Origin of the sequence: Serratia fonticola, from assembly GCF_001006005.1 — a bacterium.
GTDB lineage: Bacteria > Pseudomonadota > Gammaproteobacteria > Enterobacterales > Enterobacteriaceae > Chania > Chania fonticola.
Map to the genome: position 1 here is coordinate 3,829,601 of NZ_CP011254.1, position 18,555 is coordinate 3,848,155.

At 53.7% G+C, this 18,555-nt stretch carries 15 protein-coding genes; 6 read left to right on the forward strand and 9 right to left on the reverse strand.

What is annotated here, in order from left to right; translation table 11 throughout:
- Positions 1-216: 216 nt before the first annotated feature.
- Complete coding sequence (locus tag WN53_RS17090; protein WP_037412849.1) at positions 217-582, forward strand: endonuclease domain-containing protein; 366 nt, start codon at positions 217-219, stop codon at positions 580-582.
- A gap of 311 nt (positions 583-893) precedes the next feature.
- Here the strand turns inward: WN53_RS17090 and metG are convergent, their stop codons facing one another.
- Complete coding sequence (gene metG, locus WN53_RS17095; protein ID WP_024486865.1) at positions 894-2,924, reverse strand: methionine--tRNA ligase; 2,031 nt, start codon at positions 2,922-2,924, stop codon at positions 894-896.
- Between the two features lie 160 nt (positions 2,925-3,084).
- On the opposite strand from metG, the gene apbC reads away from it, so the two are divergent.
- On the forward strand, positions 3,085-4,197 hold the full coding sequence (gene apbC, locus WN53_RS17100) for an iron-sulfur cluster carrier protein ApbC (protein ID WP_021805051.1): 1,113 nt from the start codon (positions 3,085-3,087) through the stop codon (positions 4,195-4,197).
- Positions 4,198-4,654: 457 nt separating this feature from the next.
- Here apbC and WN53_RS17105 read toward each other — a convergent pair whose 3' ends face one another.
- A complete protein-coding gene (locus WN53_RS17105) occupies positions 4,655-5,296 on the reverse strand; it encodes a phosphatase PAP2 family protein (RefSeq protein WP_024486866.1) in 642 nt (213 codons plus the stop codon).
- 256 nt (positions 5,297-5,552) lie between these two features.
- On the opposite strand from WN53_RS17105, the gene udk reads away from it, so the two are divergent.
- The 4 genes from udk (at position 5,553) to WN53_RS17125 (ending at position 9,938) form a co-directional block, all read left to right on the forward strand.
- Entirely contained in the window at positions 5,553-6,194 is a 642-nt protein-coding gene (gene udk, locus WN53_RS17110; protein ID WP_021180590.1) for a uridine kinase, read from the forward strand.
- A gap of 126 nt (positions 6,195-6,320) precedes the next feature.
- Positions 6,321-6,902 (forward strand): dCTP deaminase, encoded by a 582-nt coding sequence (dcd, locus tag WN53_RS17115; protein WP_024484888.1) that lies wholly within the window; start codon positions 6,321-6,323, stop codon positions 6,900-6,902.
- Positions 6,903-6,936: 34 nt separating this feature from the next.
- Positions 6,937-8,778, forward strand: a complete 1,842-nt coding sequence (gene asmA, locus WN53_RS17120; protein WP_024484887.1) for an outer membrane assembly protein AsmA — start codon at positions 6,937-6,939, stop codon at positions 8,776-8,778.
- A 155-nt stretch (positions 8,779-8,933) separates the two neighbouring features.
- Positions 8,934-9,938 carry a LacI family DNA-binding transcriptional regulator gene (locus WN53_RS17125; RefSeq protein ID WP_024484886.1) on the forward strand — a complete coding sequence of 335 codons (1,005 nt, stop codon included), beginning with the start codon at positions 8,934-8,936 and terminating at the stop codon, positions 9,936-9,938.
- Between the two features lie 273 nt (positions 9,939-10,211).
- Here the strand turns inward: WN53_RS17125 and araD are convergent, their stop codons facing one another.
- The 7 genes from araD to WN53_RS17160 all read right to left on the reverse strand — a co-directional run bounded on the left by araD (position 10,212) and on the right by WN53_RS17160 (position 18,038).
- The gene (gene araD / locus WN53_RS17130) at positions 10,212-10,904 is read right to left on the reverse strand and encodes an L-ribulose-5-phosphate 4-epimerase (protein WP_024484885.1); all 693 of its coding nucleotides are present in this window, start codon (positions 10,902-10,904) and stop codon (positions 10,212-10,214) included.
- Positions 10,898-11,767, reverse strand: coding sequence for an L-ribulose-5-phosphate 3-epimerase (locus tag WN53_RS17135; RefSeq protein ID WP_024484884.1), 870 nt, complete (start codon positions 11,765-11,767; stop codon positions 10,898-10,900). The genes araD and WN53_RS17135 overlap by 7 nt, the downstream gene beginning before the upstream one ends.
- Positions 11,754-13,244 (reverse strand): FGGY-family carbohydrate kinase, encoded by a 1,491-nt coding sequence (locus WN53_RS17140; RefSeq protein ID WP_024484883.1) that lies wholly within the window; start codon positions 13,242-13,244, stop codon positions 11,754-11,756. Before WN53_RS17140 ends, WN53_RS17135 begins: the two co-directional genes overlap by 14 nt.
- A gap of 16 nt (positions 13,245-13,260) precedes the next feature.
- The gene (locus WN53_RS17145; protein ID WP_021805043.1) at positions 13,261-14,250 is read right to left on the reverse strand and encodes an ABC transporter permease; all 990 of its coding nucleotides are present in this window, start codon (positions 14,248-14,250) and stop codon (positions 13,261-13,263) included.
- The gene (locus tag WN53_RS17150; protein ID WP_024484882.1) at positions 14,247-15,737 is read right to left on the reverse strand and encodes a sugar ABC transporter ATP-binding protein; all 1,491 of its coding nucleotides are present in this window, start codon (positions 15,735-15,737) and stop codon (positions 14,247-14,249) included. Before WN53_RS17150 ends, WN53_RS17145 begins: the two co-directional genes overlap by 4 nt.
- 182 nt (positions 15,738-15,919) lie before the next feature.
- Positions 15,920-16,837 carry an ABC transporter substrate-binding protein gene (locus WN53_RS17155; protein ID WP_021180599.1) on the reverse strand — a complete coding sequence of 306 codons (918 nt, stop codon included), beginning with the start codon at positions 16,835-16,837 and terminating at the stop codon, positions 15,920-15,922.
- Positions 16,838-16,970: 133 nt separating this feature from the next.
- Positions 16,971-18,038 carry a zinc-binding dehydrogenase gene (locus WN53_RS17160; protein WP_024484881.1) on the reverse strand — a complete coding sequence of 356 codons (1,068 nt, stop codon included), beginning with the start codon at positions 18,036-18,038 and terminating at the stop codon, positions 16,971-16,973.
- Positions 18,039-18,555 lie beyond the last annotated feature (517 nt).

Below are 18,555 nucleotides of genomic sequence, written 5' to 3' on the forward strand. Positions count from 1 at the left end.
GCAGGTGAAGAGTTCCCGGCAAAATTGGATGTTTTAGATATCTTTCCGTCTGGACGTCTATTTTATGCAATGCAGCATCATAACCAGATGCCTGGCAATTGGGAATCCACCGGCTTATGAATTTTTCTCAGGTGTTATAACGATTGGTTTGGATGGGGTGCGCAGTTTTGGCAGGAGCCGGGAGATCGACGGTGCTGGTGGCGGTAATCTTGGCTGATGAAGAGTGCAATCACGCTGATTAAGGCACGCCGTTTAAGATCTGATATGACCGAGGCAGAACTAGCCTTGTGGCTGCAGCTGCGCGATCGCCGCTTGGCGGGGTTTAAGTTTCGGCGACAATTTCCGGTTGGGCCTTTCTTTGCCGATTTTGCGTGTTGGCAGGCGAGGCTGATTGTTGAGCTGGATGGCGGCCAGCATTCGGTGCAGGTGGCTTATGATCAGCAGCGTACCCATTTTCTAAAGCAGCAAGGTTTTACCGTGATTCGTTTTTGGAATGATGAGGTTTTACTTAATTGGGAGGGCGTGAGACAGGTGATTTTATGGCATCTGCAGGGTCGTATGTCCCCTCATTCTGGCTTCTGAGATACCCCTCACCCCAACCCTCTCCCGTAGGGCGAGGGAGCTGCCCGGAGCATATAGTTAGCCCGTGCTGCTTCGGAAAGAAATGAATAAGAAGAAAGGTTGGGTATGACTCAGAGAAATCAACGAACTCGATCAGTCCCCTTGAGGGCGACGGAGTTGTCCGGAGCGTATAGTTAGTCCGTGCGGCTTCGGAAAGTAAGGAGTAAGAAGAAAGGCTGGGTATTACTCAGGAAAATCAACGAACTCGATCAGTCCCCTCTCCCTGTGGGAGAGGGTTAGGGTGAGGGGACTTTGCTCGATATTACAAAAGCTTACTTAACCTGCATGCCAGGCTGTGCGCCGCTGTCCGGGCTGAGCAGGAAGATCTCCTTGCCGCCAGGGCCAGCCGCCATCACCATCCCTTCGGAAACGCCAAAGCGCATTTTACGCGGTGCCAGGTTGGCCACCATAATCGTCAAACGCCCTTCCAGCAGTGAAGGATCAGGGTAGGCAGAGCGAATACCGGAGAAGATCTGGCGTGATTCACCGCCCAGATCCAACTGCAGCTTCAGCAGCTTGTCGGAGCCTTCAACAAACTCGGCGCTCTTGATCAGCGCGATGCGCATATCGACCTTGGCAAAATCGTCAAAGCTGATGGTGTCCTGGATCGGATCGTCCGCCAGCGGGCCGCTGACAACCTTCTGGCTGGCGGCCAGATCTTCTTTTGATGCATTTACCATTTCATTCACTTTGTCGAGATCGATACGGTTGAACAACGCCTTGAAGGTGCTCACCTGATGGCCCAGCAGCGGCTGCTCAATGCCATCCCAGCTCAGTTCGCAGTTGAGGAACGCTTCGGCACGTTCGGTCAACGCAGGCAGTACCGGCTTCAGGTAGGTCATCAGCACGCGGAACAGGTTGATGCCCATCGAACAGATAGCTTGCAGATCGGCGTCGCGGCCTTCTTCTTTCGCTACGACCCAAGGAGCCTGCTCATCGACATAGCGGTTGGCCAGATCGGCCAGCGCCATGATCTCGCGGATCGCCCGGCTGGTTTCACGGCTGGCATAGGCCTGCGCAATGCTGGTGGCAGCATCAACAAAGGTCTGGTACAGCGCAGGGTCGGCCAGGTGATCGGCTAACTGCCCGGCAAAACGCTTGTTGATAAAGCCAGCGTTACGGGAAGCCAGGTTGACCACTTTGTTCACGATATCCGCATTCACGCGCTGCACGAAGTCTTCCAGATTCAGGTCGATATCGTCGATGCGTGAAGAGAGCTTGGCGGCGTAGTAATAACGCAGGCAATCGGCATCCAGGTGCTTGAGGTAGGTACCAGCTTTAATGAAGGTGCCGCGCGACTTGGACATCTTGGCGCCGTTCACCGTCACATAGCCGTGCACAAACAGGCTGGTTGGCTTGCGGAAATCACTGCCTTCCAACATTGCCGGCCAGAACAGGCTGTGGAAGTAGACGATATCCTTACCGATGAAGTGATACAGCTCGGTAGTGGAGTTTTTACGCCAGAACTCGTCAAAATCCAGATCGCCGCGCTTGTCGCACAGGTTCTTGAACGAGCCCATGTAACCGATTGGCGCATCCAGCCAGACGTAGAAATATTTGCCTGGGGCATCCGGAATTTCGAAGCCGAAATACGGTGCATCACGGGAGATATCCCACTGTTGCAGGCCGGATTCGAACCATTCCTGCATCTTGTTTGCCACCTGCTCTTGCAGCGCGCCGGAGCGTGTCCAGGCTTGCAGCATGTCGCTGAAAGCAGGCAGGTCGAAGAAATAGTGCTCAGAATCACGCATTTCCGGGGTAGCGCCGGAAACCACGGATTTAGGGTCGATCAGCTCGGTTGGGCTGTAGGTTGCGCCACAAACTTCGCAGTTATCGCCATATTGATCCGGAGATTTACATTTCGGGCAGGTGCCCTTCACAAAACGATCCGGCAGGAACATGCCTTTCTCGGGATCGTAAAGCTGAGAAATGGTGCGTCGCTTGATATGACCGTTCTCTTTCAAGCGGCCATAGATCACACCTGACAGTTCACGGTTTTCTTCGCTATGGGTCGAATGATAATTCTCATAGCTGATGCCAAAACCGGCGAAATCCTGTTGGTGCTCGCGGCTCATTTCCGCGATCATCTCTTCCGGCGGGATACCCATCTGCTGCGCTTTGAGCATGATTGGCGTACCGTGCGCGTCATCCGCACAGATGAAATGAACTTCGTTGCCGCGCATTCGTTGGTAACGAACCCAGATATCTGCCTGGATGTGCTCGAGCATGTGGCCGAGATGGATGGAACCATTTGCGTACGGTAGCGCGCACGTCACCAATAATTTTTTCGCGACTTGAGCCATAATGAAAAGTTGCTTTCTTTAATGAGTGAAAAGGGTCTTTGATGTTACCCGATCGCGCTCTCTGCTGCTAGGGCGGTTTCTTTCGGGTTATACGAGCGAGTTACCCTGCAGTTCTGATATGCTTATCAGGTTGCTATCCATTCAAAATCAAGGAGCCGGGATGAACGCCAAATCCCCTGAGCAGACCAACCCTGAAGTTCTGCGCGCCCTGGTGACCGGAGTATTGGCCGCCTTCGAACACCCGACGTTAAAAAACAATCTGACCGCACTGAAAGCCATCCACCACTGCACGCTGCTGGACAATGTCCTGCATATCGAATTGGTCATGCCGTTTGCCTGGCAAAGCGGGTTTGAGGCGCTGAAAGAGTCGGTAAGCGCCGAACTGCTGCGCGTGACCGGCGTTCAGGCTATCGAATGGAAGCTGAAACACGATATCACCACCTTGAAACGTGCCAATGACCAGGCCGGTGTGAAGGGAGTGCGTAACATAATTGCCGTCAGCTCAGGCAAAGGCGGGGTGGGGAAATCCAGCACCGCAGTCAACCTGGCGCTGGCACTGATCGCCGAAGGTGCCAAAGTGGGGATCCTGGATGCGGACATTTATGGCCCGTCGATCCCCAACATGCTGGGGACTGAACATGAACGCCCAACCTCGCCGGACGGCCAGCATATGGCTCCGATCATGGCGCACGGTTTAGCGACCAACTCTATCGGCTACCTGGTGACCGACGACAACGCCATGGTGTGGCGCGGGCCGATGGCCAGCAAGGCGCTGCTGCAACTGTTGCAGGATACGCTGTGGCCGGATCTGGATTATCTGGTGCTGGATATGCCGCCGGGGACAGGGGATATCCAACTGACCCTGTCGCAGAATATCCCGGTGACCGGTGCGCTGGTGGTAACGACACCACAGGATATCGCCCTGCTTGATGCCGCCAAAGGCATTGTGATGTTCGAAAAGGTGCATGTGCCAGTATTGGGCATCGTTGAAAACATGAGCATGCATGTGTGCAGCAACTGTGGTCACCACGAGCCAATTTTCGGCACTGGTGGGGCAGAGAAACTGGTGCAGAAATACCATAGCCGCCTGTTGGGGCAGATGCCGTTGCATATCTCGTTGCGGGAAGATCTGGATCGCGGGCAACCGACCGTGGTCAGCCGCCCGGACAGCGAGTTTGCCGAGATGTACCGTCAACTGGCGGGGCGCGTTGCGGCTCAGATGTATTGGCAGGGGGAAGCCATCCCTACCGAGATCTCCTTCCGCGCTCTGTGATTGCCCTGCATTAAATTGTTAGTTTAGTGCTCTCGTCTGCCCCTCACCCCAACCCTCTCCCACAGGGAGAGGGAGCTGATAGCCCCTGCTCTTTTGGAAGTAATAAGGTGATCAGGCAGCTCGACCGTCACTTTAACCAGGATGAACAGGGTCAGTCAGCTGGTACTGATGAGGAATCACTACACTTTCAACCTAACTCGATCGGTTCCCTCTCCCTGTGGGCTGAGGAATCCCCACTAATTTTTTCTTAGTGGTTTCAGAGAATTAGAGCGAGTGTTTTACGATCAATCCGTTCCATTTTGTTCGTAAATTGGCAGTGAGAGAATGACGAACCACTTCTTCTCGTCTGCTTGAGGCTATTTTTTAGTCCGGTTTTGGGTAAAAAACAGCCTATTTCTCGTCTAAATTTTTCTGGGGATTCCTCAGCCCTGTGGGAGAGGGTTAGGGTGAGGGGTCATTAACGACTCTGAGGTGCTGAAACCTGTGGTTTTTTGTGCAAATCAGCCCGGACAAAAGGTTTTTCTACCGGCGCAATAGTCACGGCAATCCTTTCCAGTAACCCCTGGGTCGGTGCCGCAGTGCCGGAATTGATCAGGACAAGGGGCAGCGCCAGCGTAACGGCGATTTTGCGGTAGGACAGCCGCGGTGGCTGCGTGCCACGTTGTAGTATTAAGAAGGTGCTGCTGACGATAAAGCCGAGTGCCAGGCCGGTGATCACCTCAGAAGTGGAATGGGCGTGGATCACCAAACGTGAATAACCGACTACGGCGGCCAACAGATAACCGACGATCACCGCGGTGCGTCTTACTGGCGACGAGAAACGCCCACAGAGCAACCACAGCAAAACCGGCCAGATACTGGCAGACAGGGCCGAGTGGCCACTGAACCCGGTAAAATCCCAGTGGCGGCTGCCGATGCCCCAACCCATAAACGCCAGCTTCGATACGCAAACTACGGCACCCACGCCGCCAAACAATAGCATCCATTGCCAGGTTGGTTTTCTGCTGGTAGGGGACAGGAGTAAAATAATAAAGACGATGGCTGCGCAGGGCAGCAGCAGCATGCTGTCACCAAAAAAAGTCAGAAAATGCCAGTTCATGTGCGGTTGTACTCTAAGAAATAGGATCGAAGACGGTCTTGATGATGGCGTGAATTGTACCCTGAGTCGCCGATTTGCAGTAGCGTAAAAAATCTTAAATCCCGCGGCAAAAGATACTCTGCATGTCAATTACGCCGGTTTGTGGGGATAATCTCCCGCCTTACCGTCTAAACGCTGGCGCCGGGAGCACTAACTCCCTATAATTGACCTGTTTTATACCCCCTTTCCCCACATATGAAATCAGGTCTTTAATTTTATGACTGACAAGTCGCATCAGTGCGTCATTATTGGTATAGCTGGCGCATCAGCCTCCGGAAAAAGCCTTATTGCCAGTACGTTATACCGCGAACTTCGCGATCAGGTTGGCGATCAACATATCGGTGTGATCCCGGAAGACAGTTACTACAAAGACCAGACGCACCTGACCATGGAAGAGCGGGTCAAAACCAACTATGACCACCCCAGCGCCATGGATCACAATCTGCTGTTCCAGCATCTGCAAATGCTGAAATCCGGCCAGGCGATTGAGCTGCCGCTGTATAGCTACACCGAACATACGCGTAAGAAAGAGACGATCCATCTCGAGCCCAAGAAAGTCATCATCCTGGAAGGGATCCTGTTATTGACGGATATCCGCCTGCGCCAGGAAATGAACTTCTCGATCTTCGTCGATACCCCGCTGGATATTTGCCTGATGCGCCGTATGAAGCGCGACGTGAATGAGCGTGGCCGCTCCATGGATTCCGTGATGGCGCAGTACCAGAAAACCGTCCGCCCAATGTTCCTGCAGTTTATTGAGCCTTCAAAGCAATACGCCGATATTATCGTACCGCGCGGGGGTAAAAACCGTATCGCGATAGATATCCTGAAGGCAAAAATCAGCCAATTCTTTGAATAACTCATTAACAGGCCAGCCTGTTTTTGCTGGCCTTTAGCGAACTATTTGAGCCCTGACATAGACCTTGAGCCCGTTGTGTGGCAATTTTCGTATAAGTTTATGCGCCTTGATGGAATGGAGAAAATAATGAGACTGTGCGACCGCGATATCGAAGCCTGGCTGGATAACGGAAAACTGGTGATTTCACCGCGTCCTCCCATTGAGCGTATTAACGGGGCCACAGTGGATGTCCGTCTGGGCAATCAGTTCCGTGTGTTCCGTGGTCATACCGCTGCCTTTATCGATCTCAGTGGCCCAAAGGATGAAGTGAGCGCCGCCCTCGACCGCGTAATGAGCGATGAAATCGTGCTGCCGGAAGGCGAAGCCTTCTTCCTTCATCCAGGTGAACTGGCGCTGGCGGTGACGCTGGAGTCGGTTACCATCCCTAACGATCTGGTTGGCTGGCTCGATGGCCGCTCTTCGTTAGCCCGCCTGGGATTGATGGTGCACGTTACCGCACACCGTATCGATCCAGGCTGGCAAGGCTGCATTGTGCTGGAGTTCTATAATTCAGGTAAGCTGCCGTTGGCATTACGCCCTGGCATGTTGATCGGTGCGCTGAGTTTTGAACCGCTTTCCGGGCCTGCGGCACGGCCATACAATAGCCGCCAGGACGCGAAATACAGGGATCAGCAAGGGGCCGTGGCCAGTCGTATTGACAAGGATTAACAGCGAACCGGTATTACGCTGACACGAGGATGGCATGAGAAGACTACTGACGACTTTGGTGATTTTGCTGGTGGTGCTGGTGGCAGGGATGTCTGCCTTGGTGCTGTTGGTTAATCCGAATGATTTCCGCGGCTATATGATCAAGAAGGTTGAGCAGAGCAGCGGCTATCATCTGACGCTGGAAGGCGACCTTCGTTGGCACGTCTGGCCACAGTTGAGCATTCTTGCCGGGCGAATGACGCTGACGGCGCCAGGGGCAGCGGCTCCGGCGGTCAGCGCAGATAATATGCGTCTGGACGTCAAACTGCTGCCGCTTCTCTCCCACCAGCTTTACGTTAAGCAGGTGATGCTGAAAAATGCCGTCATCCGCCTGACCCCCGACAGCGCAGAACAAAACCAGCCCGATGCCCCTATCGCCCCTGGTGGTAACCAGGCAGATGATGGCTCGGGATCCCTGTGGAAATTTGATATCGACAACCTGCGGGTGGTAGACAGCCTGCTGATCTGGCAGCGAGCCAACAACGAGCAGATTAACGTTCGCGATATCAATCTGACCCTGCAGCAGAATGACAAGCATCAGGCGCAGATAGAGCTTTCCAGCAGGGTGAATCGCGACCAACGCGATCTGAGCTTCAACCTGGCGGCCAATCTCGATCTGCAACAGTTTCCCCGCCAGATAGGCGCGCAGGTCACGCAGTTTAGCTACCAGCTTGAGGGCGCAGATATTCTTGCCGGTGCCATCAAGGGGGAAGGGAGCGTACAGGCGGTTTATCAGCAGGCTTCTCAGCAGATTGTCTTGAGCCAACTGATGCTCAGTGCCAATGATAGCCAGTTGACTGGGAGTGCTAGCGCGCAGTTCGGACCAGTGCCTGCTTACACCTTGGATCTCAGTGCCACACAACTCAATCTGGATGCACTCTCGGGCTGGCAGACAAAAACCCCTGATGAGGAGAAGCTGCCGCCGCCGGTGACTGCATCCCCGGTGATTGCCAATCAGGCGGACGATCCGCAACAGAATTTACAGGTGTTACGTGACTTCAACGCGCAACTCAAGCTGAAGGCGGACCAGGTTACCTACCGTGGGATGTCGATTAATCAGCTGGCGGTGCAGGCAAGCAACCAACAGGGATTAATGACGGTGACTACGCTGTCTGGCAAGTTGGCCAGTGGTGATTTCTCCCTGCCTGGTTCGATGGATGCGCGAACTGATAAGCCGCTGATTAAACTGCAGCCACAGTTACGGCAAATTGAGCTGGGCGAGGTACTCAAGGCCTTCGACATGCCATCGGCGTTGACCGGCACGTTCAACATGCAGGGCGATTTGAGCGGCGACCGTCTCAATGCCAAGGCTTTCGAACATCGCTGGCAAGGAACGGCGGAGCTGTCCATGCAGAATGCGCAACTTCATGGTTTGAATATTCAACAGCTTATCCAGCAAGCCGTGGCGCGTAATGACAGTAGCGTGCGTGGTGAGGATAACAACCAGCGCTACACCGCGGTGCAACAAATGAGCGCCAAGGCCAGCTTGAGCAAGGGGCAGATCACGCTCAGCGAGTTACAGGCAGAGTCGCCGGTGATGAGCCTGACCGGTAGCGGTACGCTTAATATGCCTGGCAAACAGTGCGATTTAACCATGAACGTACTGGTAACTGGGGGTTGGCAGGGCAACAATGCGTTAATCGCACAACTGCGCGAAACGCCGATCCCACTGCGTGTCTATGGCCCTTGGGATCAGCTCAATTATCAGCTACAGGTCGATCAGCTATTGCGTAAAAAGCTGCAGGATCGTGCCAAAGACGCCTTGAACAAGTGGGCGGAGAAGAATAAAGGCTCCCAGGATGGCCAGGATCTGAAAAAGCTGCTCGATAAGCTGTAAACCTTATCAAACACTGGCCGCGCTCTCTTTAGGTTATGGTGAGCGCGGGTTTGCCCCCCAAATGACAAAATCGATACCTTTGATATTCATCTGGCATACTGCTGATGGCTTCCCTACAATAAGGGATCTGTTAATGAATAAAGCAAGGATTGACGGTGTCAAAAGCGAATTCTAATGCCACCATTGTGGATATTGCCCGCCGAGCCAACGTGACCAATATCACTGTCTCCCGTGCTTTTAATAAACCCGAACTGGTAAAGTCTGAAACGCTAGAGAAAATTCATGCTATTGCCAAAGAGCTTAATTATGTTCCCAATGCTTTCGCTCAGGGATTAAAGAAAAGCAGCAGCCAAATTATCGGCATTGTTACCAGCAGCATGTATAACCCTTTTTATTCCAACCTGATCCAAACCGTATCGCGCATTGCCCGCATGCAGGGCTATCAGATTATGCTGTTTGATACCGACGGCAGCGAAGAGGCTGAAATGCAGGCGGTACAGGCGCTGTTCGGTTATAAGGCGCGGGGCATTTTGCTTTCTGCCGTACGCGACGATCGGCACTATCAACCCGCCTACCTTGATCAGGCCGAACGCTATCATACTCCGCTGATCCTGATCGACAGGGACATTTATAATCAACAGCTTAGTGGCGTGTTCCTCAACAACCAAGAGATAGGCAAACTGGCCGGGAAATATCTGGCCGAGCAGCCGGAAAGTAATATCCTGATCCTGGGCGGCCCGGCCGACTCGGAAATTACCTTGGCACGAACCCAGGGGATTATTGATGCTCTGGATGAGAAGGGGAGTAAAATCACCATTATCCATGGCGACTATGATTTTATTTCGCAGGCGGCACGGGTAAAAGAATATCTTGCCGATGAACAGCATCAACCAGATTATATTGTTGGCCTCAACGGTATTATCACATTGGGTGCAATTTCTTTATGCCATCAGTTGGGTATTTACCATCGGGTGAAATTTTTCTCGATCGATGAACCGCCCAAGGCGCGGGATTATGGGCAGCATATTGCCGGGGTTTATCACGATACGCAGGTGTTAGGGGAAATCGCGGCGGAGTTATTGTTTAATGCGATTAAAAATAATCACAGCGATCAGCCATTGAGGCGGGAATTCTTTACCGGGATGTTGCTTGTCGAGTGATGTGGCCCCTCACCCCAACCCTCTCCCACAGGGAGAGGGAGCTGCTCCAGTGATGTTATTGGGTGCGAAAGCTAATCTGTGGCATCCCAAAGGGGTAGCCAATCAGGTTCAGAGGGTTGTCTGTGGCCTAATTGGTGCCGAGCAGGGGCTTATGTTCTGGTCTAGCCAAAGTAGACACCCTAGATTAATCAGTGGCACGTTCGGTCCCCTCTCCCTGTGGGTGAGGGTTAGGGTGAGGGGTAATTCGCTGAAATATCAGGCTAATCCACCCCATTACTGCCCATAGTAAGCATTTTTACCGTGCTTGCGTAAAAAGTGCTTATCCAGCAGCGCGGGTTGCATGGGTGGGATCGTCGGAGTCAATTGCCGCGTAGCCATCGCCATTGCTGCCACTTCCTCCATCACCACCGCATTATGCACCGCATCCGCCGCCGTTTTTCCCCAGGCGAACGGCCCATGAGAATAGACCAACACCCCCGGCACCTGTTGCGGATCGCGCTTCGCCTGTTGGAACGTCTCGATAATCACCTGGCCAGTTTCCCGCTCATAGTCGCCAGCAATCTCGTCTTCACGCATGGGGCGGGTACAGGGAATGTCGCCATAAAAATAGTCGGCATGGGTGGTTCCCAGGGCCGGGATCGCCTGGCCAGCCTGTGCCCAGATGGTGGCATTACGGCTGTGGGTATGAACGATGCCGCCGATAGCGGGAAAGGCGCGATACAGCGCCAAATGAGTATCGGTATCCGAGGACGGTTTACGCTGCCCTTCTTGGATAACTCCGTCCAAATCCACCACCACTAGGTCATCCACCGTCATTACCTCATAGGCGATCCCCGAAGGCTTGATCACCACCAGCCCCTGCTGGCGATCGATCGCCGACACGTTACCCCAGGTAAAGGTCACCAAACCATAACCCGGCAGGCTGAGATTGGCCGCCAATACCTGCTGTTTCAACTCGCTTAACATGTGATGCCTCCCTGTTTCATCTGCTGCTCGATCCAGCTCTTGGCCTGGGTGATATGCTGGATATCCTGGCCATCGTTGCGCGTCCACATTTCCAGCAGGAATGGGCCGCGATAGTTGAGCCGGTTCAACACGGCAAAGGTATGGGCAAAGTCCACGCAGCCGCTGCCGAAAGGCACATCGCGGAATTGCCCTGTGGTGCCAGGCAGCACTGGCAAAGTATCTTTTAAATGGATGGCGGTGATCTTGTCGATGCCTTGCTCCAGCTCAAAATCGACGTCATTGCCCCAGGCGCTGAGGTTGCCGATATCGGGATAGACGGTAAACCACGGGCTTTCAATCTGCCTGGCAAATTCGCGCCATTTGCTGATGCTGTTGATAAAGGTGGTATCCATGATCTCCACGGACAGCATCACCTGTGCCTTGGCCGCCAGCTCTACCGCCCATTGCATACCTTCGATAAAACGCTGGCGTGTATGGCGATCGGCAGTTTCGTAATAGACGTCATAACCCGCTAGCTGAATATTCCTGATCCCGACGTCGACGGCGAAATCCAACGCCTTTTCCATCAACGTGCGCGCCTGTTGGCGGATGGCGGCGTCGTTGCTGCCAAACGGATAACGACGATGGGCGGATAAGCACATGCTGGGCACCGTGATGCCACTGTCAAAACGGGCGTTGATCAGCGCCAGCCGCTGCTGACGATCCCAGTCCAGGCGCTGCTGACGCTCCGGCTGCTCATCAATGGAGATCTCCATAAACTGGAAGCCCAGTTCGCTGGCGATACCCAGGCGTTGTGCCCAATCAAGATCCGCTGGCAAGGCTTTTTCGTACAGCCCAAGCGAGACGTTATTAGTGGTTTGCATGCTGGTTGGCCTCATTTAATGCTTGGGCGATATTCAGGTAGCCCGCAAAGCGATCGCGTAAGCGTCGGTTAGCCGCCGCGTCGGGGTAATAGGTATGTACTTCAGGCTGAATAACCAGCACGGCCTCGGTAAAGCTGCTGTACTCCCCGGCACCCACGGCGGCACAGATCGCTGCGGCACGGCAGCCACTTTGCTGGATATTCACCACCTCCAGCGGCAAATTACCGGCGTTGGCAAACATCTGCATCCAGACGTCGGACTGTGTGGGGCCGCCGGTCATGCGAATACGCTCTACGCGTGGATTTAGCGCCACCAGACGATCCTGATGAACCAGATGAGAGAACACGATGCCTTGATAGATCGCATGCACGATATCGGCCATGTCATGGTGCCCGCCCAGGCCAATCAGCCCGCCCGGCAGATTGCTACCGAGGTTGGAGCCGAACAGGTACGGCAGGAATGTGATGTCGCTCGGCTGCTTGCTGCGTTCTTGTACCCAACGGTTGAACTGCGCATAACGCTGATGATCGTTGTCGCAAAACTGCCGTAAGAACCAGGCCAGATTGCTCGCCGAGGTTGGGCTGCCTTCGTGAACAAAGTAGCGGCCCTCCATGCAATAACGCCCCCAGGCAAAAGGATGGGAGGAGGGGATCAGGTTCTCCGTTACGCAGGTAGCGATCGACCAGGTACCCGCCACGGCGCTCAGGGTGCGATCGTCGACCACTCCCGAGCACAAGGCCGCGCCAACCACATCAAACAGGCCGCCATACACCGCCGTTCCTGCCGGTAATCCGCATTGGGCGGCAGCAGTAGAGGTCACTTGCCCGGCAAGCTCGGCGGAACCTAGCAGTGGCGCGGTTTTGTCGGCCACTTCCTCAATGCCGAATGCCGCCATCAACACTGGGTCGTAGTCGGCCGTTTGCTGGTTGAACAGGTTGCTGCCGGAGATGTTGGTGATCTCCGCCGTTGCTTCACCCGTCAGGCGAAAGCGCAGGTAGTCATGAGCCATCAACACTCGATCAATCGCCTCATATTGCGCGGGCTCATGCTGTTTCAACCAACGTAACAGCACTGCCGGATGGCTGTTCCAAATGGGTTGCAGGCTACGGGGGTAGGTGACGGCTTCAATACCTTGCTGCTGTAACTCAACCACCATCGCCCCGGCACGAGTATCCGAAGAAACGATGCCGTTGCGGACCGGCTGGCCCTTTTTATCAATCGCATATAGCCCTTTGCCGTGTGATGAGAAGCTTACGCCACGCACCCGATCGCCGGTTATATCCGCTAGGTTGAGTACCTGACGAATGGTCTGGCAAAGGTCACGCCACAAGGGTTCCATCTCGCGCTCAGAGAAACCGGGTTGTGGGGAAACAGTTTCCCCATCACACTCCGCTACGGCAATTTCTTCACCGTTAGCTCGGTATAGACCTGCCTTGATCAGCGTGCCGCCAATATCAATGCCCAGAAAATATCCCATATCGGTTCTCCTTAGCTTATTTACGGCGGCTGGAACTGAGGTAGATAGCGGCGAGGATAATGCCGCCCTTGACCACGTTCTGGATGTAAGGCGACACGCTCATCAGGTTGAGGCCGTTATTCAGTACGCCAAGCATCATGGCTCCTACCAGCGTGCCGATAATGGCGCCTCTGCCTCCTGAGATGGCGGCCCCACCAAGCACTACGGCGGCGATGGCATCCAGTTCAAAACCTTCACCGGCGTTGGGCTGCCCGCTCATCAGGCGTGAAGTGAGTACCAACCCAGCCAGTGCGGCGGTCGTTCCGCTCACCACATACACCAGGACTTTGTAACGGGGCACGCGGATCCCGCTCAGGCGCGCGGCTTCTTCGTTGCCGCCAATGGCGTAGACATAGCGGCCAAACGGCAGGTGGTTAAGCATCAGGTAGGCCAGAATATAAACGCCGACCATGATCAGCACCGGTACTTGAATACCTAATACGGAACCGCGGCCGAAGAAGGAGAACATGTCCGGCAAGCCAGAAATCGGGTAGCCGCCGGTGTACAGCAGTGCTAAACCACGAGCGATCCCCATTGAGGCGAGGGTGACGATAATCGGCGGCATGCGCAGATAGGCAATGCAGGCACCGTTGGCCAGGCCAAACAGGGCGCCGATCGCCAACGCGGCGACCATCGCCAGAGGAATAGGGATCCCTCCCAGCATCAGGCCAGCGGCAATGGAACCGGACAGTGCCATCACCGGCCCGACCGAGAGATCGATGCCCCCAGTCAGGATTGCGCAGGTCATGCCCACGGCAATAATGGCGTTGATCGACACCTGGCGTGCCACGTTGGTCAGGTTGTTGACCGTCAGGAAGCTGTCATTAAGCCCGCTCATCAGCAGGAACAGAATGGCGAAGCCGATAAAAGGCAGCATCGCGGGGTGGTGCAGCAACTTCTCCCAGCGCTTGCCGAGGCTCTGCTTCTGGGCCGCGTGGGTAGGTGGGGATTGTTCAATTCCGATCATAATGCACTCCCGGTTGCATGAAGCATGATGTTATGAGATTCGATTTCATCCCCTGCCAATTCGGCAACAATGTGGCCGCCACGGAACACCAGCACGCGATCGCAAACGCCGATAATTTCCGGTAATTCGGATGAAATCATGATGATAGAAATGCCTTTCTGCGTGAGCTGTTGCATCAGCTGATAGATTTCGGATTTGGCGCCGACGTCAATGCCACGGGTAGGCTCATCAAAAATAAGGATGTTGCAGTCATTGTTCAGCCAGCGGGCAATGACCACTTTTTGCTGGTTGCCGCCGCTCAGGGTGCTGACGGCGGTATCCGCGTCCGGGGTTTTCACGCCTACCGCGCGGATCAGGCGCTGAACGATATCGTCGTCCTTGCGGGCGTTAACGAATATCTTGCCGAACCGCTCGTGGCGGTTGAGGGTGATGTTTTGTGCTACGGAAAAAGGCAGCACCAACCCTTCGGTTTTACGGCTTTCCGGCAGTAGGCCAATGCCTTGCTTCAATGCCAAAGCCGGGTTCCGCAGGGTGGTTGGTTGCCCACTAAGGCTGACCTGCTTGCGATAGCAGGCGCTGGCACCGATCAGCGCAGAGACCGTCTCGGTACGGCCCGAGCCCACTAATCCGGCAAATCCCAGGATCTCGCCTTTGAACAAGTGGAAGCGATCTTCCTGCTGATGCTTGGAGCGCTGAATGCTGGCTTCCAGCAAGCGAACCGAGGTATCGACAGGGTGCGATTTCACCGGGAAGGCATTTTCGATTTTGCGCCCGACCATCAGCTTGACCAGTTCATCCACGTTGGTGTCGGCCGTGGGCAGCGTTTGCACATAGGTGCCGTCGCGCAAGACGGTGATCTGGTCGCAGATAGTGAAGATTTCATCCAGGTGGTGTGAGATGAAAATCATGCCGACGCCCAGCAGTTTCAGATCGTTCATTACGCTGAACAGGTGATCGGCTTCGCCCGGCGTCAAGGTGGCGGTAGGCTCATCCAGCACCAGTATGCGGGCGTCCAGCGACAGCGCCTTGGCAATCTCGACAAACTGCTGCTGCGCCACGCTCAACTGCGCCACCGGGCAATCCAGATCGATATTCACCGTCAGCCGCTTGAAAATAGCTTCGGCTTTCTTGCGCATCGCTTTTCGATCTAATAATCCCCAGCGGTTCCTGATTTCCCGGTTGAGGAAAATATTGTCCAGAGCGTTCATATAAGGAATAAGCGAGAATTCCTGAAATATGATCCCCACTCCGGCGTTAATGGCCTGCCGATAATTATCAAACTGGCGGCTGGTACCCTCCATGATTATTTCGCCAGAGTCCGGTTGGTGAATACCACACAGGATTTTCACCAACGTCGATTTACCGGCTCCGTTTTCCCCTAGCAAGGCGTGTATTTGGCCGTGTTGAATGGTGAGGTCAATACCGTCCAATGCCTTCACGCCCGGAAAGGACTTCTTGATCTGTTTTAATTCTAATAACGCCGTCACGGTTAACTCCTTCGGGTTTTATACCCACCGTTGTGAAATGGGGCGGGTACAAACCTCAACCGGCTCGTTGTGTTGTAGGGGCGCCGTATTCTGCGCCCGCTTTGATAATCAATGCGTTGGTTTGAGGCAAACTACACATTCAGCAGCATTGCCGCGTGGTCATCAAACTCGAGGCCGGGTGTTTACCAGCTAAAGCCTTTGGCGTTGCTGCTGTCGATCAGCTTTACTTTCACCGGAATTGTGCTTGGCACGTTGGCACCCCAGTAGCGGGCCAGAGCAATCCCCAAGGCAATACGTGCCTGGTCGCGTGGGAACTGGGCGGAGGTGGCGATAAACGGCGAGTTCGGTTTCAGGATCTCCTTAATCGCTTCAGGCTGGCCATCGACGCTGACCAACTTGACCTTGGCACCGTTACTCTCAATGGCTGCCAATGCGCCCAGGGCACCTACGTCGTTGACGCTAAAGATACCGGCCAGATCGGGAGTGGATTGCAGCATGTTTTCGGTTACGGTCAGTGCGGTATCACGCTCTTGCTTGCCGTTCTGCTTGGTGACAATCTTCATTTCCGGGTGCTTTTTAATGGCGTCTTCAAAACCACGGACGCGTTCCAGGATCGGCACCACCGGGATACCGTCCAGGATCGCCACTTTGCCTTTGTTGCCCAGGGATTTGGCCAGGTATTCACCTGCCTGGAAACCGGCATCATAGTTTTCCGAACCGACAAAGGAATCCAACGGGCCTTCGGCCTGGGCATCGATCGCCACGACCACCGCTCCGGCCTTGTGGGCCGAGATCACTGCCGACTGCACGCCAACCGAATCTGTAGGGTTAATCAGTAAAATATCGACTTTCTTTTGCAGCATATCTTCCACATCATTAATCTGCTTTGAGACGTCATGATGGGCATCCGCAATATACAGCTTGGCGCCAATATCACCGGCGGCCTGCTCTAATGCCTGTTTCATGGAGACAAAATAGTCGTTATTCATTTCCTGGAATGAAACGCCAATGGTGATCTGTTTGGCTAATGCCGATTGGCTGGCCAGCAGCATGCCGCCGGCGAGCATCACGGGTAAGGTTTTCTTGAATAATGAAAACATAGTTTATTCTCCTGTTGTAGGGGCGGTATTTTTCTTTCAGTGTTATTTATAATAATTAGGTGGTTATCGGCCAGAGGTCGGCCTCGCCATCAAAGGGCGTTATCATTGTTTGCTTAAAACTAATCACTCAATATTAAGGAACTAAAATAACCTTGATGGAATCCGTTGAATCGGCCAGGGCGAATGCCTGATCCCACTCTTTTAGTGAATAACTGTGGGTCACCACGCCTTTGGAGGTCACCAGACCGCGTTCAAAAAGATCGATGGCAATTTCATAGCTGTAAGGTGCCAGGTGCGCACCGCGAATATCCAACTCTTTGCGATCGCCGATAATGGACCAGTCTACGGTGGTTTCCTTGCCAAACACGCTGAACTCGACAAAGCGGCCGAGCTTACGGATCATCTGCAATCCTTGGGTCACGCCGATCGGTGCGCCGGTTGCTTCGATGTAAACATCACAACCGTAGCCGTCGGTTAATGCCTTGACGATTTTATCGGCATCTTCCTTGAGCGGGTTGATGACCACGTCGGCACCGAACGCTTTTGCCAGCTCTAAACGTTCGTCGATGGCATCAATCACGATCAGCTTTTTCGGTGTTTTCAACTTGGCAACCTGCACCATACACAGACCCAACGGCCCAGCACCGGCCAGCACCACAACGTCGTCTAACTGGATATCCCCACGGGCAACGGTGTGGATGGCACAGGCCATCGGCTCGATCAGCACGGCATCTTCATGGCTGAGGCTTTCCGGGATCTTGTGCACGATGGCATTAGCGGAAAAACGCATGTATTCCGACATTCCTCCCTCGGCCACGTCCTTTTGGAAGCCGTAGATATTGTGCGTTTCGCACATCCAATAGCTGCCGGACTTACAATAACGGCACTCCCAGCAGGGCACGATCTGTTCGGCAATGACGCGTTCGCCAATCTTGTACTTCTGCTCTGTGCCTTCTCCCATGGCAACAATGCGGCCGTAGAATTCGTGGCCGGGCACTACCGGCGGTTTTACCCAAGGGTTTTCACCCCAAAACATCTGGGCACCATTTTTACACTTACAATCGCCGGCACAGATCCCGCAACCTTCGACCTTGATCACCAACTCCTTGGCTTTAGGTAGTGGGGTAGGGACTTGTTCAAACCGGTAATCCTGCGGGCCATGGCAAACTACCGCGCTCATCTTTTCGGGTAACTGACTCATTTTCCTCTCCATTATCATGCTAGATAGCGATACGAAACCAATGTTGACGTTGTCATTTTTAGTGAAATAAAAAGGATAATGCTTATTTAAGTTATATCATTCATTATCTTATGAACAAATTTGAACGATTTACCAAAAATGACAACGTGAACATTGGCGATCATATAACCAAACTGGAGAAAACATTTGTTTGATCAAACTCACACATCGTTAACATCTGGCGTAAAGATTCTACAAATTCAGATCATGATCACAATGTTATGTCGGCTGTATGCAAGATAGGGGAGCGATGAGTCATTTAATTTATTGAAATTAAATCAATTATTATTCGACTGGATGGTCAGTTGGCTTACTCTGGGCTGTCTGGCTGCAGTTTCCGGTATCTACCCGACAGGTGGAAGGCTATCGCCAAAGCGACCTGGCTTGGAATTTCACGATTTGTTGATAGTTTCCCCCCGCAACATTGATGAATGTCATAATATCCTGTACTGATTTTCGGCAGAGTGTGGCGTTATTC